This is a genomic window from Mariniphaga anaerophila (genome assembly GCF_900129025.1).
Classification (GTDB): Bacteria; Bacteroidota; Bacteroidia; order Bacteroidales; family Prolixibacteraceae; genus Mariniphaga; species Mariniphaga anaerophila.
Genome location: NZ_FQUM01000005.1, coordinates 49,328 through 71,071, shown reverse-complemented (window position 1 = coordinate 71,071; position 21,744 = coordinate 49,328). Strand labels below are relative to the sequence as shown.

Genomic DNA, 21,744 nt, shown 5'->3' with positions numbered 1-21,744 from the left:
CTGTTTCCAAAATTAGGATTTACATAAATTATTTGACAGTATTTTTTTAACAAGGATTTGTACTGAATTAGCATTTTTGCTAATATTGAAACCTATGAAAGTGATGCAGGAGTATATTGATTTTCCGTTGCGTGCGGCCATGAAAGTGAAATGGCGGAAAATGCCTCATTTTACGTATCCGTGGCACTTTCATAGCGAATATGAGATTTTGTACATTATAGAAGGTTCGGGAACCAGCTTTGTAGCTGACAACATTGAGCAGTTTAATGCGGGCGACCTTGCCATGCTGGGTAGCAACCTGCCTCACTTTTGGAGAAGCGACGAAAAGTATCATTCACCAAACAGCGAAGAAAAAATAAATTACATTGTAATTCAGTTTCCCGACGATTTGTTTCGTGAGTCGCTGTTTGAATACCCCGAGTTTAGAGCAATAAAGGAGTTGCTTGACCGGTCGTCACGCGGGATTCGTTTTTCTTCTCTTTTTTCTGAAAAAGTGGCCGCACAGATCGTAAACATTGCACAAAGTTCAGGATTTGAACAGGTGATTTTGCTGTTGCAATTTTTGCAGGAATTGGCCAAAGCGCAGGATTACAGGTTGCTGGCGGGAGAGTTGTACAATTTGCAGAGGCATGATTTTACGGATGACCGCCTGACCAGGGTGTTGCATTTTTTAACCACCAGGTACCAGCAGAAAGTTGAGCTTGAACAAGTTGCTGAAATTGCACATTTGCATCCATCGGCATTTTGTCGTTTTTTTAAAGAGAAAACCGGGAAATCGCTCACCGCATATATAACTGATTTGCGCATAAGTTATGCGTGTAAACTGCTGATTGAAGGCAAACTTTCGGTTTCGCAGGTTTGCTTCGAGTGTGGATTTAATAATTTGTCGAATTTTAACCGCACTTTTAAGCGGCTGGCCAAAATGACCCCGACAGCGTATTTCCAGAAATTTCATGAGTGATTTATACAGGCAGATTTGAACGTTCATAAAGAATATTAAGTGGTATGTATAAACAAAAAAAACTACTGCAAAATGTTGCAGCAGTTTTTAAGCATCGAATTTCTATCTCCTGTTCTCTCTCTACTCTCTCTCTTTGGGTTTGTAATGGAAGAGTTTCTTTGAAGAAAACTTCCACATCGTATTTTAATATTTTTATGAACTTTTTTTTGTATTTCTTACATTACAAAGTAATGAATATATAACGGCAGATGAGCAATTTATACAACTGAAAGCTGAGGACAAAAATGCTGAATGTCGGGTTCAGATTACCTGAACAGAAGCTTCAAAATGAGGCGTTTTTTGCAGCTTCCATCAAGGAGACTTTTGAATACAGAAGTTGGCCTTCGGTTGCAGGCAGTTACCGGAAGAGCGATGTGGCTGTTCTACTTCAAAATTACCCAAAACAAAAAAATCCATCCAGTTCAGAAGTCCTCTGAGCAAAAGAAGCGGAGAAAAGAAATATCTTTTTTCTTAACGTATTAGAGTAATGCACAGCACTGTTGTATTCGTTACAGAATTCAATGGTGCTGGCGCTTTTTTAGTGCTTTAAGTTTGTGTGAATTTTTTTTCATTTCTGTCGAGTTTTAATTTTTTTTTTGCTTAAAAAAGCACTAACCTTGCTGCCGCATTTTAAAACCTATATCAACCCAATTAATAAATCAAAAAAAGATGACAATTAATAGGAGAAAATTTATTGTGTCCGGTGCTTTAGGCCTGGGTGGCTTAATAGTGGCCGAAAGGGCATACGACTTTTTGTCGGAGAGCAAGGTAAAAGGAAAAATCGTAATTGTTGGGGGAGGCGCTGCCGGTATTACCATGGCCGCGTATCTGTCGGACAAACTGAGATACGATGATATCACCATCATCGAGCCCAACGAAATTCACCATTACCAGCCCGGATATACATTGATCGCATCGGGGAATTTTACCCCCGAAGAGATACAGAAACCCACCAAAAGCCTCATCCCCAAAAACGTAAAATGGATGAAAGACAGGGTGCTGGAACTAAATCCAGACAACAATTATGTGATTACCGGAGAAAACGGAAAAGTTAATTACGACTTTCTGGTATTGGTCCCCGGGTGTGAAATGGATTTTAACCAGATTGAAGGTATTTCGAGAGGGATGCTGGGACAAAACGGCGTGCATTGTATCTACGATTACGAAGGCGCCATAAAATGCCACGACGCATTGGTTAAGCTGCCGGAGACCAAAGAGGGAAAGTTGGTTTTTACTGATACTTACACCAAGCTGAAATGTGGCGGGGCACCCAAGAAAATTTGCCTTATTACTGAAGATTATCTGCAACGCCATGACATGCGGGAAGGCTTTCAGATGGATTATTTCTGTAACTCTACCAATTTAATGACTCCGAAAGTTTTTGGCGATCGGCTGCAGGAAATTTATGACGAGCGAGGTGTGAAAACTCATTATAAACACCGGCTCGTATCGGTTGATACATCGGCCAGGAAAGCCGTATTTCAGCAGGTTGAAGAACCAACACGCGCACGTCTTCCGATTGATGAAAATTCAAAATTGGTAACTGTTGATTACGATTTTCTGCATTTTACTCCGCCCATGAGAACTCCCGGGTTTGTTCGAAATTCGTCGTTGGTTATTACTGAAGGCGAATTGAGGCACAACGGCTGGGTAGATGTGGATAACGAAACATTAATTCAGACCAAATACAAAAACATAATTGTGCTTGGAGATGTAGCCGGACTGGGTACCAGTAAAACAGGTGCGGCAATTCGTATGCAGGCGCCGGTTGCAGCAGCAAACCTGGTTTCGATAATGGAAGGTAAAGAACCTGTAGAAAAATATAACGGCTATTCTGCATGCCCCATTGTTACCGAATATGGGAAAGTGTTGATGTGCGAATTTGGTTACGGTAAAGAGTTGATGCCAACAATTCCATTTATCGATCCCGGGATTGAGCGCGGAATGTGGTGGATGCTTAAGGTTCACGGGTTAAAACCCATGTATTACCACGGCATGTTAAAAGGGCTGATGTAAATACAAACATAAATCCCCCTTTAACACTTAAATAGTAGAAGAAATATGGAGATTGAGGTCTGTTTTTACAGGCCTTTTTCTTTGAGTAGCATGTCCATTTCCTGCTGAATGGTGCGGGCTGCTTCGCCGGCTCTTTCGGCAAAATCTTCATTTGCAGAAGCGTAAATAATTCCGCGCGAAGAATTAACCAGTAATCCGCATTGGCTGTTCATCCCATTTTTTGCCACTTCCTGCAAACTGCCGCCCTGTGCGCCCACCCCGGGTACAAGCAGAAAATGGTCAGGTGTTATTTCCCTTATTTCTTTCAGCTTTTCGGCTTTGGTGGCGCCAACCACGTACATCAGGTTTTCTGCGGTTCCCCAGTTCTGCGAAGTTGTTAAAACCGTTTCAAAAAGCGGGTTTCCGGTTTTGTCATCCCGAATAAACTGAAAATCGAAGGCGCCTTTGTTGGACGTAAGCGCAAGCAAAATCACCCATTTGTTGGCGTAATTCATAAATGGTTTTACAGAGTCTTCTCCCATGTATGGAGCAACTGTTACTGCGTCAAAGTCCAGTTTTTCGAAAAAAGCCCGGGCATACAGGCTGGATGTGTTGCCAATATCTCCGCGTTTGGCATCGGCAATCAAAAATATTTCAGGGTATTTTTCCCGTATGTACTTCACTGTTTTTTCGAGGCTTTGCCAGCCCTGCCAGCCTAAACTCTCGTAAAAAGCAAGGTTGGGTTTGTATGCTACCGAAAAAGCAGCAGTGGCGTCAACAATCTCTTTGTTAAAAGAAAACACCGGGTCTTCCTCTCCCGTTAAATGTTTTGGGATTTTCAGCACATCGGTATCTAATCCTACGCATAGAAAACTGCGTTTTTTCTGTATCTGTTCAAAAAGTTGTTGACGGTTCATGTTCTTTATTTATAGTGAAAGGAAAAATTGCGGAATGCGTGTTTCACTGATTTAAATTTCGGCTTCTTTCATTTTTTCTGCGTTTTCTTCAATCATCAGCTTTTCAATAATTTCGTCTATTTCGCCATTGATGATTGCCTGCAGGTTGTAAAGTGTCAGGTTTATCCGGTGGTCAGTAACCCTTCCTTGCGGCCAGTTGTAAGTACGGATTTTTGCCGAGCGGTCGCCTGTGGAAACCATGGTTTTACGTTTCGACGAAATTTCGTCGATGTACTTTTGGTACTCCATGTTGTAAATTCTGGTTCGAAGCTCAGACATGGCCTTGGCCAGGTTTTTCAGCTGCGATTTCTCATCCTGGCAGGTTACCACAATTCCGGTAGGAATATGCGTCAGCCGGATGGCCGAGTAGGTGGTGTTTACCGATTGTCCACCCGGACCCGATGAGCAGTAAGTATCTTTTCGTATATCAGATTCTTTCAGTTCCACGTCAAATTCCTCTGCTTCGGGCAAAACAGCCACTGTTGCTGCCGAAGTGTGCACGCGGCCCTGGGTTTCGGTTTGTGGCACCCGTTGCACGCGGTGTACTCCCGATTCGTATTTCAAAATTCCGTAAACACCTTCACCCGAAACTTTTGCCACAATCTCTTTGTATCCGCCGGCCGTTCCTTCGTTGAGGTGAGTTACTTCAAGCCGCCATCCCTTTTTTTCACAAAATTTTGAATACATACGAAACAGGTCTCCTGCAAAAATACTGGCTTCGTCACCACCTGTTCCGGCACGGATTTCCAGAATAGCATTTTTGCCGTCTTCCGGATCGGCAGGAACCAACAAAAATTTAATTTCTTTTTCTTTTTGAGGAATCAGTTCTTCGGCCATTTCCATCTCTTCGCGGGCCATTTCGCGCAATTCCGGATCAGATTCTTCGTCCAGTATCTCTTTTCCCGACTCAATATTGTCAACCAGATTTTTATAGTCTTTGAAAATAGCCACCAGTTTCTCCAGGCTTTTGTATTCCTGGTTAAGTTTTACGTAACGTTTCATATCCGAAATTACTTCCGGATCGGTAATTTGCTGCTGAACTTCTTCAAACCGGTGTTTAACTGATTCGTATTTTTCGAGTAATGTATATTCTGCCATTTTTTATTTCTCCTTTTTCTTTTCGCAATTGCGATATGTTTTTGAATTTCTATGTGTTGTGTTGGGGAATTTATTTTGAAGGAGCTAATAAAAGTATGTCCCTTTGTCGGACTCAATGGTGAGCTTTTTGCCTTTGTGGGGCTCTACCTGCCCAATAATTTGAGCATCGATATTAAACGATTTTGAGATGGAAATAATCTCTTCCGCAATTTCTTTTTTTGTATAAATTTCGAACCGGTGTCCCATGTTGAAAACCTTGTACATCTCTTTCCATCCGGTTCCCGATTGTTCCTGAATAAGCTGAAACAGCGGAGGCACCGGAAACATGTTATTTTTTATTACATGAACATTGTCTACAAAATGCAGCACTTTGGTTTGCGCACCTCCGGAGCAGTGAATCATTCCCGAAATCTGATTTCTGAATTTGTCCAGTACTTTTTTTATAACCGGCGCGTAAGTGCGTGTGGGCGACAAAACCAATTTCCCGGCGTCGATGCCGAGGCCGTTAATTTTGTCGGTTAAGCGGCATTTGCCCGAATAAACCAAATCTGACGGAACTTCGGGGTCGAAGCTTTCAGGATATTTTTCAGCAAGGTATTTAGCAAAAACATCATGCCGTGCCGAGGTCAGCCCGTTACTTCCCATGCCTCCGTTGTAGGCTTGTTCGTATGTTGCCTGGCCAGACGATGATAGCCCGACAATAACATCGCCGGCAGAAATTTTATCGGCAGAAATTACATCTGTCCGTTTCATCCGGCAGGTTACGGTAGAATCAACAATGATTGTCCGCACCAGATCTCCAACATCGGCAGTTTCGCCACCGGTGGAGTAAATGCTGATGCCCATTTCGCGAAGCGAAGCAAGTAACTCTTCGGTGCCGTTAATAATGGCGGCAATTACTTCGCCGGGAATGTTGTTTTTGTTCCGCCCGATGGTGGATGAGACCAGGATATTGTCGGTAGCCCCAACACAAAGCAGATCATCCAGATTCATTATCAGGGCGTCTTGTGCAATACCTTTCCAGACAGAAAGGTCGCCGGTTTCTTTCCAGTACAGGTAGGCCAGCGCCGATTTGGTACCGGCTCCGTCGGCGTGCATAATATTACACCAGTCGGGGTCATTCCCAAGAATATCTGGCACAATTTTGCAAAAAGCTTTTGGAAAAAGCCCTTTGTCCACATTCTTTATCGCTTCGTGTACATCCTCTTTCGATGCCGAAACTCCTCTTGCGTTGTATCTCGATTCAGTAACCATTTAATTAATCCGGTTTTGCGGTGACAAAATTAACAAAATCTGCTCATATATGGGTAGTCCGGAGAAAGCGTTGTGGTTTATGGAGTTGATTTAATAAGAGGAAAGGCTGTCTCTGAACTTATTCACGAGGCAGCCTCTCCTTTTTTTGCGTTGCAAAGCGGTATTTACGGCAATTTAACAATCTTTATATTTCTGAATTGAATTTCTGCTCCTTCAGCTTCCAGGCAGATAAAGCCTTTTTTCTGGGAAGATTGGCTGATTCCGTTTACAAACTTCCCGTTTACCGAGAGTTTTACGGTGCCGTCAACACAAACCACATCATACGTGTTCCATTCCCCTTTGCCTTTGCATCGGTTTTCTATTGATTTACTTCGTTTTCCGCGAGGATTGTCGGGCACTATTTCAACGCCTCCAACACCAAACAATTCGCCATGTACATAAGCTATTGGCGGTTTTTCTCCATTGCGCATATTCTGGTTTACCCAATCGAGCTCCAGCATCTGCACTTCCACGCCATCGGGCAAACGGTTATCGCCGGGAATGGCTTTGCTCCATACAAATGTGCCCGAATTTCCTCCTGCTTCCATATGCCGCCACTCGATGTGCATAATAAAGTTTTCGTACTCTTTTTCGCTGCGGATGACCCCGATTGGCAACCCGGAGCAAATTAAAACTTCACCATCAACTTTCCAGGTTTCCGGTTCGGTATTTACCTGCATCCAGCTTACTGTATTGCCGGCCACATCTGAGTTATCGAGTACATTTTGCCAAGGCACTTCTTTGCCAAATTTTGCTACAAGTTTCTGTGCAGAAATATTAAAACTAAATGCTGCAACAAGCAGGCATAAAAGAACAATTGGTTTTCGCATGGGATAAGGTTTTTAGTTAAAAAAATCAGCTTGCCGTATTGGGAACACCTGCCAAAGGAAATTCCTCGGGAATGCCCGGAACCGGTCCAAATGCATAGGTTTTTGGGCCGAGGTACAAATCAGAATTCATCAGTTCTTCCCAGGTAACATCTTTTCCTGTGTAGGCTGAAATTCGCCCCATAATGGTAATTAATGTGGAATTTACCTGAGCAATCGCATCGCTGAATGGTTTTCCGGTGCGGATAGAAGTGACCAGGTTAATGTGTTCCTGCACGAACGGATTGGTTACATTCCATTCCGAAGCGGTGTCACCTTCTTCCGGATAGGGATATTCCCAAATAACATTGCCTTGCAAATCGTACAATTTTCCGGCAGCATCGGCATACCCTTTTGTTCCGTTTATTTGCTCAACTTTTTTATTGGTGCACCCGTTTATCTGGCGGGCAGCACAGTGAGTCCGCATTCCGTTGTCGTATTCATATTCAATACTGAAAAAGTCGTACTGGTCGCCGGTAACCCTGCGTTGGCGTCCGCCCCAGCCTACTGCGCGAACCGGAATTTTATCAACGTGCCAGTTCATTACGTCAATTTCGTGAATAAATTGTTCTGTGATATGATCGCCTGAAAGCCAGCAGAAATTTACCCAGTTACGCAGCATGTATTCCATGTCGGTCCATTGGGGTTGGCGGGAGCGATACCACAGCGCGCCGCCATTTCTGATAATACTGGCGCCTGTAATTTCCCCGATTTGCCCGTTGACCACTCTTCGTTGCGTTTCCATATAATCTTTCTGAACACGGCGAATTGTACCGCTGACCATGCTCAGCCCGGCAGCTTCTGCTTTTTTTGCTGAAGCCAGAACCGACCTTGCACCAACCGGGTCAACGGCAATTGGTTTTTCCATAAAAATGTGTTTCCGCGCATTTACTGCGGCCTCAACGTGTGCCGGGCGAAAATGGGGCGGCGTACAAAGCAGTACCATGTCTACACCCGAATCGATTACTTTTTCGTAAGCGTCGAACCCGATAAAACATTTTTCGTCTGCAATTTCAACGTTTCTTTCTTCTTTCAGCTTTGCTCTGCAGTTGTCTATTTTATCCTGAAAAACGTCGCCCAAAGCCACAATTTGCAAATTTGGGCCGGCATCCAGAAAATTAATTGCCGCGCCTGTTCCGCGTCCTCCGCAGCCAATCAGCCCTGCTTTTATGACTTTGCCGTCGGGCGCCTGATTTAATAACTTCGGAAGCTGAACTTCTGCTTTTTTTGAACCTGTGCCGGAACAAGAGGTTAAAAATCCGGCTGCGCCAATGGTTCCAAGCGCTGTTTTTGTGATGAATCCCCTGCGATCAATTCCAGGCTTACTTTTCATAATAATAACACGTTACAATTTGGTATCGAATAAAATATTGAATAGATTCTGCTAATTTATCAAAAACATTCTACTTTTGAAAATCCGTCAAAAATCGATTAGTTTTGTGCTTCAAAAAGAAAAATAAACTTCATTGGCCAACCTAAAAAATACATCGGATACTGAATTGACATACCTGATTAACGCAGGCGTAAAAGAGGCATTTCAGGAAATATTTGAAAGGTATGCCGGTCGCATTTACCAGTTTTCGCTTTCGTACTTAAAAAACGAACAGGATGCAGAAGAACTGGTGCAGGATGTTTTTCTGAAGATTTGGGAAAAGCGTGAGTCGCTGGATAAATCAAAGAACATTAAAGCGTTCATTTTTAAAGTTGCGGTAAATTCCATTTATGATTTTATCCGGCGTAAAAATGTTGAGAATGCATTCAGGGATTTTTCCCGGGCAAATTTTGAAAAACAATCCGATAATACCTGGCATCAGGTTATTTTCGACGAGATGTCTGATAATCTTGAAACGCTGATTAAACAAATGCCTCCGGAGCGACAACGGGTTTTCAGGCTGAGTAGGGAGGAAGGGCTGTCCAATGAAGAAATTGCTTCGAAACTAAATATTTCTAAACGAACTGCGGAGAACCAATTGTACCGGGCAACCACTTTTCTTAAAAAACATTTTAAAGCCGATTCTTTATTTGCAATGCTTTTTCTGTACCTCTGGTGCGGATGATGTTTGGCGTTGTAATAAATGGCCGGTCCGGTCGGAATCATCTTAAACCATAGAACAACTTTTTGACAACTTGTTTAGCGGGAAAATGAAGTTTTTTCGCTCATCTGAATGAGCTTATTCCGGATGACCAGAATGTATTGTTTCCGCTTTGTGCTAGAGCCTTTTTGAGGTTAAAAGAGGAGAATGCCAATAATATTTACGACCGATAACTATCAAAATGAAAAATCGGGTGAGTATATCCGATAACCTATTCGTATTACTAACAACCAAAAAAGAAAATGGAGAATCAGATTAAAAATATTCTGAAAAGAGGGAACACCGAAAATGCCGGAATAGAAAGCAGGCAGGAGATGTTGTCGCTTTTTCACCAGCCGGAGATAGAGTATGCGCTGAAAGATGAACTGGTAAAAGAGCTGGAAGGATGGAACGCTTCAGAGGCATCTTCGCCAAACCTGAAAAAAATATTTGCCAATATCTGGACTACTATAAAAAAACAGGAACGACAGAAAAAAGCGAAAATTCGCTATCTGAATATGGGAATGCGTATTGCTGCTGCACTTGTTATCGGGTTATTGCTGGGCGTTTTTGTTACTTCCCGCGTTACCAGAGAAGCGCCGGTTTTTTACACGGCACATTCTCCCCTGGGATCGGTTTCTGAATTGGAACTGCCCGATGGCACCACTATTTTTCTGAATTCGGGCTCCGACATAAAATACAGTGTAAACAGCAAAAGAAATCCACGCGAAGTTTTTCTTGACGGCGAGGCCTGGTTTCAGGTGGAGCGGGATAAAAAACGGCCTTTTGTGGTACACACTCCCCTGTACAATGTGCAGGTTACCGGAACGAAATTTAACGTGAAAGCCTATAAAAGCGAGAACAGGGTTACCACAACTCTTGAAGAAGGAGAAGTGGTTATCTCCTCAGATAAAAACAGTCAGATTAACCGCGATTTTGTTCTGAATCCCGGTCAGCAACTGGCCTTGTCGGGCGGTTCAGGCAAGCCCGAAATACAGCAGGTAAATCCGAAATGGTTTACTGCCTGGAAAGACAATAAGCTGATTTTGGTAAACATGCCGCTAAAAGAGCTGATTGTGTTGCTGGAACGAAAATATGGCGTTGAATTCGTGATTAAGGACGACAGCGTTCTGAATTACCATTGCGATGCTGCGTTTCAGGGCGAAAGCCTTATTGAGTTGATGGATATTCTGAAAAAGATGATTGCCATTGACTATAAAGTAGTTGGACAGACCATTGAAATAACAACGAGTGAAACTTCAAAAAAAGAGGGAAAATGAAATGATGAACCGGTGAAATTTAGTCTGATCCAGCTAATAAATCACCTAAAAAAGCAGGCCGAAAGGTGCTGTAACACCGAGCGGCCCGGATTGTTTCGAAGAAAATGGTGGGCAAGCCACCAGCAAGCTATTAATCAAAACAATTAAAAGTATGAAAAAATTCTGTGTTACGCCTTTTTCGCGTTGCGGAAAAGCAAAAAAAATAGTTTTAACCATGAAATTGACAGTCTTTATTCTGTTCCTTTCTCTAATGCAGGTGTCAGCCAGTGTTTACTCGCAGTCCACCAGGTTTTCGTTTAAAGCGGAAAACAAACAGGTTGTGGAAGTATTGCGGCAAATTGAAGAACAAAGCGATTTCCGTTTCTTTTTTCTGCGCGAACAGGTTGATGTAGAACGCAAAGTTACTGTTACTGCCCGCGAAGCTACCGTTGAGCAAATTCTGAAAGAGATTTTCAGAGGGCAGCCTGTAAGTTATGATTTTGCAAACCAGTCGTTGATTGTACTTACCCGCAACAATAATCCGCAGGAAAGTACCGGCAGCAGTTCCGAATCCGGCGTTCAGCAAAACACGATAACAGGGAAAATTACTGATGCCTCTGGCCAGCCGCTCCCGGGCGTTACCGTAGCCATTAAAGGCACAACCCACGGAACTGTCACCAATGCAGAAGGAGATTATTCACTCGTTAACATTCCTTCTCAAACAACTTTGGTGTTTTCGTTTGTGGGAATGAAAACGCAGGAAATTACTGTTGATGGAAAAACCAATATCAACGTTGTAATGGAAGAAGAATCCATTGGTGTAGACGAAGTTGTTGTGGTAGGATACGGCATTCAGAAAAAAGCGCATGTTACAGGTTCTGTGGCTCAGATTTCGTCAGAAGAACTGATGAAAGCGCCTAAAGCAAATGTAAGTAGCATGTTAACCGGAAAACTTCCGGGGTTAATTTCAAGGCAAACTTCGGGGCAGCCGGGCAGCGACCAGTCTACCATTATTATTCGTGGTTTCGGAACTTTCAACGATTCTTCTCCGCTGATTCTGGTGGATGGCGTGGAAAGGAACTTTAATACCATCGACCCAAATGACATTAAAAGTGTTTCAATACTAAAAGATGCTGCCGCTGCTGCTGTTTATGGAGTGCGTGCTGCGCATGGTGTTGTTTTGATTACTACAAAAAGAGGATCTGCCAACAAAAAGGCAACCATCTCGTACGACGGATCATTTTCTTTTTCGACCAACACCCGTTTTCCTAAGTTTTTAAATGGTGTTGATTATGCTTATTGGCACAATAAAGCCAGGGAACTGGATGGGGAAACCGGATATTTTGATGAATCGGATATTGAAAAAATAGCCAACGGCGACCCCGACGGCGTTCTGGGAAACACAGACTGGCTTGGTTCTTTGTTTAAAGACTACGGCGGAACCTGGAGACACAATATTTCTGCTACCGGAGGAAATGAAAAAGTACAATACTATGTTGCCGGCGGTGTGTGGGATCAGTCGGGTATTATTCCCAACACTGAATACAAACGATACAACCTGCGGTCTAATATCGATATGGATATTACCAAAGATATTAAACTTGCATTGAATGTTTCCGGAAGAAAGGAGAATACAATTAACCCGGGATTTTCCATTGCGCCAAATAACGAATTCAGCCCGATTACCCAGGCTATCCGTGCGTTGCCGGTTATTCCCCGCGAATACAACGGGCTGCCTACTGCCACCGGCGACGGAGCCGCTACTTTTAATGCTGTTGCCGCAGCTACCCAAAGCGGGTTCAATAAAATTGACCGGTACATTTTTGAAAGTTCTGCATCAATTCAGTATTCTGTTCCGTTTGTAGAAGGGTTAAACGTTAAATTCTTTTTTGCCTACGACCAGGATTTTCATGAACAACGCAATTTTCTTGACACTTATAATGTTGCAAAATACACACCGGCAACCGGTAAATATGTAGTAAGCCGCGCCTACGGAACATCTGAATATTCATCGCTGTTCCAGTCGGCATCAAACGGAAGCAGGCTTTTAACCCGTCCGTCAGTTGAGTACAACAAAAAGTTTGGCAACCATAATTTTGGCGCTCTGTTTTTGTATGAATACAACGAAGGCAACGGCTCAAGTTTTCAGGCGCAACGCAGGAGGTTTTTACTGAATGCTATTCCTGAACTTTCGTTTGCGCAGGAAGATGTTCCTAACTCAATTCGGGGAGAAAGCTCCGAAACCCAGGTTGCAGGGTATGTAACCCGTTTGAATTATGGTTTTGCCGATAAATACCTTTTTGAATTTGCCGGCAGGTACGATGGTTCATACAAATTTCATGAAGACTATCGTTGGGGATTTTTCCCGTCTGTTTCTTTGGGATGGGTTCTTTCAGAAGAAAACTTTTTTAAAGACGCATTTCCTAACGTAGACCGGTTAAAAATCAGGGCATCTGCCGGAGAACTGGGGCGCGACAATATCGACGCTTTCCTGTATAAAAGGTTTTTTAATTTAACAGATACACCGGCATACGCATTTGGCGAAACAGTTAGTCCGCAGTACGTTTTGTACTCAACAAACTCGGTTCCCAGTTACAATTTAACCTGGGAAAAAACACGTACCGTAAACGGTGGTGTCGATTTTGTTGCCTGGAAGGGACTGCTCTCTTTCGAATTTGATGCTTTCTATAAATACACCCACGACATTCTTCAGGAAGTCGGAGGACTTTATCCGCCATCAATTGCAAATAATTTCCAAACCATTGAAAACTCCGGAGCGGTAGCAGCAAAAGGGATGGAGCTGTTGTTGGGGCATCAGAATAGTATTGGAAAGTTGCACTACAACCTTTCAGGAAATGTTTCATGGGCGCGCAATAAAGTGCTGGAAAGAACACAGCAGGCTAATATTCCATCGTGGCAAAATATTATAGGACAACCAATTGGCGGAATTTACGGATTTCATGCAACCGGTTTGTATCAAACCGAAGAACAGTTGATTAATCGTCCGACCGGCCCGGGTGGTGTTCAGCGCCTTGGCGACCTTATGTATGAGGATTTGAACGGAGACGGTAAAATCGATTACTACGACCAGAAACGCATTGCCCGCTCGTCTATTCCTGAAATGGTTTATTCTCTTTCGGGAGATTTGCAATGGAAAGGATTTGATGCCAGCTTTCAGCTTCAGGGCGCTGCCATTTGCGATGTAATAATTTCTGGGTTGTACCCCAACGGAGTTATGGATCAGACCGAATTTGCCCGTGCATTTTATGGTGGAGGAAACTCTCCTTACTACCTGGTAGAAAATTCATGGACGCCGGAAAATACCAACGCCAGATACCCCAGGCTGGGTGAAGCATGGAACGGAAACAACGGCTGGACCAGCGACTGGTGGGTTGTTGACGGTTCGTACCTGCGTTTGAAACAGCTGACGCTCGGATACACTGTTCCAAAACGAATAGCTTCAACAATGAATATGGAAAGACTAAGGGTTTATGTTTCGGGAACCAACCTGCTTACCTGGGATCATCTGGATTTTATGGATCCGGAAATGCCAAGCAATACCAACGGTTACTACCCGCAGCAAAAAACATTTGACATTGGTGTAAATGTTACTTTTTAACCCATAACTGAAAGTATGATATCTAAAAAATTAAAGTTTATGACGATGAAAAAAATAGTTTTTTTCCTGAGCATATTGCTAATTGTAACTTCCTGCAGCGATTTGGAAGTGGAGCCTGGCGACCGCTATTCCAACGGTGTTGTTTGGGAGAACGAAAAAGCATTGGATATGTACGTAAAAGGCTTTTATGCAGCTCTGCGAGATAATGCGGAAATACACTCGCTGCAAATGTCTGACGGCTTGTCCGATATTTTGAAATACAGCGTAAATAATATTGATGGAAATACATTTCAGAATAAAGTTCTTTTGCAGGAAAATTATATTACTCCGAATAACGGGGCACTCAGCGAATGGGGAAACTACGACCGGATTAAACTGCAGAACGAATTTTTGCACGACGTGGAAACAATGGCCGGAGATTTTGACCCCGATTTTATTGCCGTAAGAAAAGCCGAAGTTCGTTTTATGAGAGCTTTCCTTTATTATCAGCTAATCAGAAATCATGGCGGCATTATTCTCAGAACCGAAAACTCGGGAGCCGACGGCGGTCTGGATAACGCCAAAGATGCCAACAAAGCGCGGATAAGCGAAAAAGAATCATGGGACTTTGTAATTAACGAACTGAAAGACGTTGCCGAAACTTTAGCGCCTCACAAATGGAGCAGCGAAAATTTTGGAAGAATTACCGCCGGAGCCGCTTACGCCCTGTTAACACGCTGTGCATTATATGCTGAACGTTACGATGACGTAATCTGGGCCGGGAAAAAGGTGGAAGATCTGGGCTACTCGCTGGAATCTCAATATGCCAACATTTTCAAGAATAAAGCGAGCAGCGAAATTATTCTGCCCGTATTGTTTAAGAAACCGGATTATGTACATTATTTCGATCGTTATTTCGGACCAACCGGAGACTTTGCCAACCGGGGTGGCTGGGCATGCCCGACTGAAGAACTGGTAAAACACTACCAAATAGAGGTTGACGGCAAATACGAAAACTTCGACTGGAATAACCCGGAACACAGCCAAAATCCTTACGCCAACAGAGAGCCACGGTTTTATGCGTCTGTTTTATATAACGGTGCTAACTGGAACGGCAGAAAAATTGAAACTTTTGTTGGCGGTGCCGACGGGTTTATGGAATATGATTTCAGTTCTAACAACACCGGCTGCGTTACCGGATATTTTATGAAAAAATACATGGAAGAAGGAAACGAAGATGTTGACAAAGGAAGTGACACTTATTGGGTTGAACTTCGTTTTGCCGAAGTGCTTCTGAACCTTGCCGAGGCACATGCTCAAAGCGGAGATATTGCCAAAGGTTATGAATACCTGAATCGGGTAAGAACCAGGGGCGGGTACCTTGCTCCACGCCAAAGCAACTCTTCGCTGGATATTTTTATGAGTGATTTGGAAACTGAAAGAATGCTCGAACTGGCTTTTGAAGGCCACCGCTACTGGGATATCAGAAGATGGAAACGCGCCGAAGAAATTATTAACGGAAAGCGGGCACACGGAGTAAAAATTACTAAAAACGAAGAAGGCAACTGGGATTATCAGGTTACTGAAATAGAAAGCGACGACCGCTATTTCCCTGAAAAATATTACAAAATACCAATCCCTCAGCTCGAAATCAGGAATAACTCGCTTTGCGAACAAACATTTCCGTGGTAATAAAAATGATTTTCAAAATTCAAAGAAAAATTACAACTATGAAGAATATAAGAATCTCATATTTAATTGTTTTGCTGGCCTTTCTGTTTTCTTGTCAGGAAGAGGAAGTTCTGTACAGCAACAAAGCGGAGTTTGCTTCCATTCAAATACAAAAGTTCGACTACGGAAGTTTATCGGGCCGCGGCCAGATTTACCAGGGAGTTTACTCCGAAAATAAAGATACTGTGTATTTTGATGTTACTTATTACCCGGATCAGGAAGCGCCCACTTTTACCGACTGGCAAATTTCGGCAGCTCTTCCAAGTGGCGCAAAACTGATTCCTTCAGTAACAGGAGTAAAAGACCTTACCGAACCAGTTGATGTTTCGATTGTGGCACCAGACGGAAAAACAACTGCTGAATGCGCGTTGGTTTTAAAAATATATCAGGTTCCTTTTGCCGAACTGGAAAGAGGATTTGGGCGATACGAAAAACTGTTTGAACTCACTAAAGATGAGTTGGGCGGCTGGACCAGCGGGAAACAACGTGCGTGTGCAGTTGTTGGCGACGAGCTTATTGTAAATGCTCTGGACGGACCACTTTTGGTTTACAATAAACTGACCGGCGAAAAAATCGAAAAAACAATTCCGATGCCCGAAGGCGAAAGCTTTTACGAAATATTTGCCGACGAAGACGGGGTGCTGTTAGCTACCACTTTTGTTAGTTTTTCTGCATCAACTACTCCAACGCTTAAAATTTACCGTTGGATCAACGGCCTCGCAGAAGCGCCGGAAATATATTACGAACTGCCAACATCCAAAATTCCGGCTACCGGAAATCATGGAATTGGGCTGAAAGCTTCAATTTGGGGGTCAACCAGTGGAGATGCCCAAATAATGCTCGACATCGACGGACGGGGAAGTGCCGACGACAGAGCAGTACGAATTTCGGTAAGTGGAGGTGTTCCGTCTGAAGAAATTGAGGTGTTCAACACAGGAATTGGAACAGTCTGGAGCGGAAAGGCAGTCGCCATGTCAAAAACAGGACGCACTCCTTATGTAGCTGCCATGTTGGGATTCCCTCCTAAAATTGCATATTCGGGAAAAGCCGGAACCACACCGTTTGTAACCGACCCCGCCAACTCCAACTTTTTCAATAAAATTATTGGAAACGCCACTTACTTCGAATTCAACCATTCAAAATACCTGGCACTTACCACCGCCAGCTGGCCCGGCAATTTCAGGCTGTTGATTTTCTGCCTGGACGATCCTGCATTAATTGGTGCCGGAAAAGCAGACGCAGAAAAATATGCAAAACTGAATCCGCTGGTGGAAGACGCTGTGTTTTTAAGCGCAGGCGATGCCGGAGACATTGCAGTACAGGTACAGGACGACGGGAAAACCGCACTTGTTTATGTATTGGGAATGAATACCGGAGTATTCGCTTACGAGTTAACCAATATCGGAACTTCAAGTAAATAGAAAAGAGCTTTTAGCAGAGGTGAAGCAGGATTTTTAACACTTGCTTTGCCTCTTTTTTTGTAATCAGAATTTCCGGGTTAAAAGCTTTTCAGAAAAAACTTTTATTCCGGATAAAATTTAAATGAATAAAATGAACAGAACGAAATTGATGTGCCTTTTTGCCGGTATTTTCCTGCTTTTTTCCTGTGCGGATAAAAATGAAAAAGTAGAAAATAAAGAAGACAAACAGAAGGTGGAAAAACCCAAAATTATGTGGTTTGACGCGGAAGCCAATTTTAAGAGATTTGGCAGTCAGGACAGCATCGTTTATTATCTCGATAAAACAAAAGCAGCCGGGTTTAACACAGTAGTAGTTGATGTGCGTCCGATTTACGGCGATGTGCTTTACTCTAAAACTACCCTCATGCAACCGCTGACCAAGGTTGGAAACACCAAAATTGAACGGGACTGGGATTACCTTCAGTTTTTTATTGATGAGGCAAAAAAACGGGATATGAAAGTTACGGTGTCTACCACAATTTTTCCTGTAGGGCGCCCGTCAACCAAAGAGGGGCCTGCGTTTAGGTCTGATAAATTTGATGGGTTGACTTCCATTGAATACACGCCAAACGGAATGATTGATATAAAAGACGACCCATCTAAAGTAGCTGTGTTTTTAAATCCGCTGCTGCCCGAATCGCAGGAATACGCGCTGAGTTTTGTAAAAGAAATTGTTGAAAATTACGATGTTGACGGGTATGTTTTGGATTATTGCCGCTACTCGGGAATAGAGAGCGATTTTTCAGAAGCTTCAAAAGTGGCATTCGAGAAATACATTGGAGAGGAAGTTGCGAATTTCCCGTCAGATATTTTCAGGTGGGAAGGCACCTCGCGTATTTTGGGAAAACATGCCAAAAAATGGTTCGAATTTCGTGCAATGGTTATTCACGATTTTATTGAAAGAGCAAAGAATACCATAAAAAAAGTAAACCCTGAAATTGAACTTCAGTACTGGGCTGCATCATGGCATCATGCCCTTTATCCGCAAGGACAAAACTGGGGAAGCAAAAGTTACGATCCCTCGATGATTTATACTTCGTGGGCATCTTCGGGGTATAAAAATGCCGGTTTTGCAGAGCATTTGGATGCTTTTATGAATGGCGCCTACCTGAATGATGTTTATGGAATGGATAATCCGGAGTCGATTGAATATGCCTTGTCAAAAGGGAAAACAATTATCGACGGTGCATGTAAAATGTACGGAAGTATTTATGCCCTAAACTACGATACAATGGAAGAAGCTGCCTATTTGTGTTTGAAAGATTCAGAAGGATTGGTGGTTTTTGATATTGTTCAGGTTATTGAATTCGACCTTTGGGACGAGTTGAAAAAAGGAATTGACAGGTACGAAAACGAGTAATTCGTTATTGATAGTGTTTATGCAAAATGCCGGGATTGACAGTTGTTAGTCCTGGCATTTTTGTTTTCGATAAGCAGTTAGGCTACAATTTCTACCCGGTTCCCCTCCGGATCGAGCACAACACTTTCGTAGTACCCATCGCCGGTAGTACGTGGTTCGCAGGCAACCGTAAACCCGTCGCTCCTGATCCGTTCTGTCAGTTTATCCACTTCGGCTTTACTGCCGACTTTTATGGCAAAATGAGCTACTCCGATGTAGTGCTTATGCGGGTCGTTTTTCGATTTGGCAACATTCGGCATTTCCATAATTTCCAGTCGGCAATCGCTGTCAAACAACAAAAAGTAGGACCGGAATTCTTTTGAGTGGTTGTAGTACACATCGGTTGACGAAGCATCAAAAAAACGCATGTAGAAATTTCTCAGTCTTTCAAGGTTGTAGGTCCATATGGCAAGATGATCGATTTTCATATTCTTGGTGATTAAAAATCAAATTTACGATAAAAAACGATTCTGTGTCTCCTCATTCTCGTACCATTCTCCAAAAAATTTATCCAGGAAAAGTTCCATAAACTGATGTCGTTTTAAAGCCATGCTTTTTGCCGTTTTTGTGTTCAGCCTGTCTTTTAGCAACAGCAATTTTTCGTAAAAATGATTGATGGTTGGCCCGGTGCTTTTCTTGTATTGGTCAAAGTCATCATGTTTTTCTGGTTTAATTTCGGGGTTGAAAATAAGTCTTCCTTTATTTCCTCCGTAAGCAAATGTGCGCGCAATTCCGATGGCGCCAATGGCATCCAGCCGGTCTGCGTCCTGCACAATTTTCGCTTCAGGTATTGTCGGGGTGGTGTCCACTCCTGCTCCTTTAAAAGAAACCTGGTCGATTATCTCGATAATTTTTGTGGCTGTTGCCGGCGATACATTTACTTCTTGCAGCCATCTTTTTGCGTTACCAGTATTTGTGCCGCCCGAAATTTTCCAGTCATCAATATCGTGAAGCAATGCAGCCATTTCAATCAAAAACAGATCTCCTCCTTCCATGCTTGCGATTTTTAGAGCCAGGTTTCTTACCCGAAAAATGTGCCACCAATCATGCCCCGAACCGTCGTTTTCCAGTATTTGCCGTACATATTTTTTCGTTTCTGAAATTGTTTTTTTTTGCTCCATTTTGTTTTTTATCAATGTTTTCTGCCAGAAAAATATATATTTAATCTCTGAAGTTGAGGTGTTAAAAATACTTTAAACGAGGTGGAAAACGTGAATTTCCCGCGTTAATTACTAATTTTGCAGGCTGAACATTATTCAACCTGCTGTTGTTAATTGGTTGGATTTTAATGAGAAACGATAGAAATGACAAATAAAGTTAAGTATACTATCCCTTCCATTCTTCAGGAATCTGTGAAGAAATTTGCTGACAATACATCATTAGTTTACGCCGGAGAAACAGATTATACCTACCGGCAAATGGGCAACGATGTGAAGAAAATTGCAGCATTGTTGAAAAAACTAGGAATTAAAAAAGCCGATAACGTGGCCATTTTGAGCACCAACATGCCCAACTGGGGTCTGGCGTTTTTTTCAATTTCGTGGGCAGGAGCTACTGCAGTGCCAATCTTGCCTGATTTTCACATTAACGAGGTGAAAACTATTCTTAAACATTCAGAATCAAAAGTGCTGTTCGTTTCCAAATTGTTATATCAACATTTGGATGAAGAAGCTATCCAAATGCTCGAACATATTATTTTGGTTGAAAATTTTGCCGTTATTCCAGCGGGCACACCGGCCAACGAGGTGCTTAAACTGGATAGCTCTCTTTCTGATTCGGAAATTCAGACAGAGCCGGCACATGTGGTTGAAAGCGATCTGGCTTCAATAATCTATACATCAGGAACAACAGGAACTTCAAAAGGTGTGATGTTAACACACAAAAACCTGACATGGACTGCCGAAAAAAGTTTCACGCTTCAGCAAATAGATGGTAACGACCGTTTTCTTTCGGTGCTGCCACTTTCGCATACGCTCGAAAACACACTCTGTCTTCTTTTTCCTGTGAAATTTGGCGCATCGGTACACTACCTGAGAAAACCTCCTGTTGCTTCGGTATTATTGCCTGCATTAAAAAAGGTTAAACCAACAATGATGCTGGTTGTGCCGTTGATCATAGAAAAAGTATTTAAGTCTAAAATTCTACCGAAATTTCAAAAGAGCCCGGTAACACGGTTACTCTACTCTTTGCCTCCGTTCAGAAAAGTTTTACACCGGGTGGCTGCAAAAAAATTGTACCAGACATTTGGCGGAGAGTTGCGCTTTTTCGGTATTGGCGGAGCAAAACTTGACTCTGCCGTAGAACAGTTCCTGTATGAAGGGAAGTTCCCGTATGCAATTGGTTACGGGTTGACAGAAACTTCGCCGTTGCTTGCCGGCGCTGTTGGTAAAAATGTGCGTATTGGTTCTACCGGCCTTGCTATGGACGGCGTGAAACTTCGATTGGGCGATGCCGATTTGAAAACCGGAGAAGGCGAAATTCAGGCAAAGGGGGAAAATGTGATGCGCGGTTATTATAAGTCTCCAGAATTAACCCAGGAAGTTTTTACTAAAGATGGCTGGTTTAAGACGGGTGATAAAGGCTGGTACGATAAAGAAAACTTCCTGTACATAAAAGGAAGAATAAAAACTATGATTGTTGGTGCCAGTGGCGAAAATATTTATCCCGAAGAAATTGAGTCTGTAATTAATAAAATGCGGTTTGTACTGGAATCGCTGGTGGTAGAGAAAAAAGGAAAGCTGGTGGCCATGGTGCATCTGAATATGGATGAAGTAGAGCAGCATTTTAAGTATCTGAAGGAAGGAGCACACCAGTACATCTCTGAAAAATCGGACGATATTCTAGCCGAAATTCAGCGAAAAGTAAATGCGCAACTAAATAAGTTCTCTAGATTGCAGGTGGTTGTATTGCAGCCTACTCCTTTTGAAAAAACTCCAACAAAAAAGATCAAGCGCTTTTTGTACGCATAATTTGATGCCGGTAAAATAATTTGGAGTTTTCCCTCCGTTTTCGGAACT

At 42.8% G+C, this 21,744-nt stretch carries 16 protein-coding genes; 9 read left to right on the top strand and 7 right to left on the bottom strand.

The window, feature by feature from the left end; all coding sequences use genetic code 11:
• Positions 1-94: 94 nt before the first annotated feature.
• Together BUB08_RS11285 and BUB08_RS11275 are read left to right on the top strand one after the other, a co-directional pair.
• Complete coding sequence (locus tag BUB08_RS11285; RefSeq protein WP_073001842.1) at positions 95-961, top strand: AraC family transcriptional regulator; 867 nt, start codon at positions 95-97, stop codon at positions 959-961.
• A gap of 708 nt (positions 962-1,669) precedes the next feature.
• Complete coding sequence (locus tag BUB08_RS11275) at positions 1,670-3,016, top strand: NAD(P)/FAD-dependent oxidoreductase (RefSeq protein WP_073001838.1); 1,347 nt, start codon at positions 1,670-1,672, stop codon at positions 3,014-3,016.
• Between the two features lie 65 nt (positions 3,017-3,081).
• Here BUB08_RS11275 and pyrF read toward each other — a convergent pair whose 3' ends face one another.
• From pyrF to BUB08_RS11250, 5 genes are all read right to left on the bottom strand, one after another.
• Complete coding sequence (pyrF, locus tag BUB08_RS11270) at positions 3,082-3,912, bottom strand: orotidine-5'-phosphate decarboxylase (RefSeq protein WP_073001836.1); 831 nt, start codon at positions 3,910-3,912, stop codon at positions 3,082-3,084.
• A gap of 51 nt (positions 3,913-3,963) precedes the next feature.
• Positions 3,964-5,049: a peptide chain release factor 1 gene (prfA, locus tag BUB08_RS11265; RefSeq protein ID WP_073001834.1), complete on the bottom strand. Its 1,086-nt coding sequence runs from the start codon at positions 5,047-5,049 to the stop codon at positions 3,964-3,966.
• Between the two features lie 84 nt (positions 5,050-5,133).
• The gene (locus BUB08_RS11260; RefSeq protein WP_073001832.1) at positions 5,134-6,303 is read right to left on the bottom strand and encodes an AIR synthase related protein; all 1,170 of its coding nucleotides are present in this window, start codon (positions 6,301-6,303) and stop codon (positions 5,134-5,136) included.
• 164 nt (positions 6,304-6,467) lie between these two features.
• Positions 6,468-7,172: a 3-keto-disaccharide hydrolase gene (locus BUB08_RS11255; protein WP_073001830.1), complete on the bottom strand. Its 705-nt coding sequence runs from the start codon at positions 7,170-7,172 to the stop codon at positions 6,468-6,470.
• Positions 7,173-7,197: 25 nt separating this feature from the next.
• Positions 7,198-8,541, bottom strand: a complete 1,344-nt coding sequence (locus tag BUB08_RS11250; RefSeq protein WP_073001828.1) for a Gfo/Idh/MocA family protein — start codon at positions 8,539-8,541, stop codon at positions 7,198-7,200.
• 133 nt (positions 8,542-8,674) lie between these two features.
• Between BUB08_RS11250 and BUB08_RS11245 the strand changes: the two genes are divergently transcribed.
• The 6 genes from BUB08_RS11245 to BUB08_RS11220 all read left to right on the top strand — a co-directional run bounded on the left by BUB08_RS11245 (position 8,675) and on the right by BUB08_RS11220 (position 18,688).
• On the top strand, positions 8,675-9,265 hold the full coding sequence (locus tag BUB08_RS11245; protein ID WP_083570723.1) for an RNA polymerase sigma factor: 591 nt from the start codon (positions 8,675-8,677) through the stop codon (positions 9,263-9,265).
• A gap of 278 nt (positions 9,266-9,543) precedes the next feature.
• Positions 9,544-10,560: a FecR family protein gene (locus tag BUB08_RS11240; RefSeq protein ID WP_073001826.1), complete on the top strand. Its 1,017-nt coding sequence runs from the start codon at positions 9,544-9,546 to the stop codon at positions 10,558-10,560.
• 151 nt (positions 10,561-10,711) lie between these two features.
• Positions 10,712-14,158, top strand: a complete 3,447-nt coding sequence (locus tag BUB08_RS11235; RefSeq protein ID WP_139249682.1) for a TonB-dependent receptor — start codon at positions 10,712-10,714, stop codon at positions 14,156-14,158.
• Between the two features lie 45 nt (positions 14,159-14,203).
• On the top strand, positions 14,204-15,829 hold the full coding sequence (locus BUB08_RS11230) for a RagB/SusD family nutrient uptake outer membrane protein (protein ID WP_073002255.1): 1,626 nt from the start codon (positions 14,204-14,206) through the stop codon (positions 15,827-15,829).
• Between the two features lie 38 nt (positions 15,830-15,867).
• Positions 15,868-17,289 carry a DUF5018 domain-containing protein gene (locus tag BUB08_RS11225; RefSeq protein ID WP_139249681.1) on the top strand — a complete coding sequence of 474 codons (1,422 nt, stop codon included), beginning with the start codon at positions 15,868-15,870 and terminating at the stop codon, positions 17,287-17,289.
• Between the two features lie 130 nt (positions 17,290-17,419).
• A complete protein-coding gene (locus BUB08_RS11220; RefSeq protein ID WP_217651605.1) occupies positions 17,420-18,688 on the top strand; it encodes a family 10 glycosylhydrolase in 1,269 nt (422 codons plus the stop codon).
• 77 nt (positions 18,689-18,765) lie between these two features.
• On the opposite strand, the gene BUB08_RS11215 is transcribed toward BUB08_RS11220, so the two are convergent.
• Together BUB08_RS11215 and BUB08_RS11210 are read right to left on the bottom strand one after the other, a co-directional pair.
• The gene (locus BUB08_RS11215) at positions 18,766-19,155 is read right to left on the bottom strand and encodes a VOC family protein (protein WP_073001822.1); all 390 of its coding nucleotides are present in this window, start codon (positions 19,153-19,155) and stop codon (positions 18,766-18,768) included.
• Positions 19,156-19,179: 24 nt separating this feature from the next.
• On the bottom strand, positions 19,180-19,848 hold the full coding sequence (locus BUB08_RS11210) for an HD domain-containing protein (RefSeq protein WP_073001820.1): 669 nt from the start codon (positions 19,846-19,848) through the stop codon (positions 19,180-19,182).
• Positions 19,849-20,031: 183 nt separating this feature from the next.
• On the opposite strand from BUB08_RS11210, the gene BUB08_RS11205 reads away from it, so the two are divergent.
• Positions 20,032-21,696 (top strand): AMP-binding protein, encoded by a 1,665-nt coding sequence (locus BUB08_RS11205; protein WP_073001818.1) that lies wholly within the window; start codon positions 20,032-20,034, stop codon positions 21,694-21,696.
• The last annotated feature ends 48 nt before the right edge of the window (positions 21,697-21,744 follow it).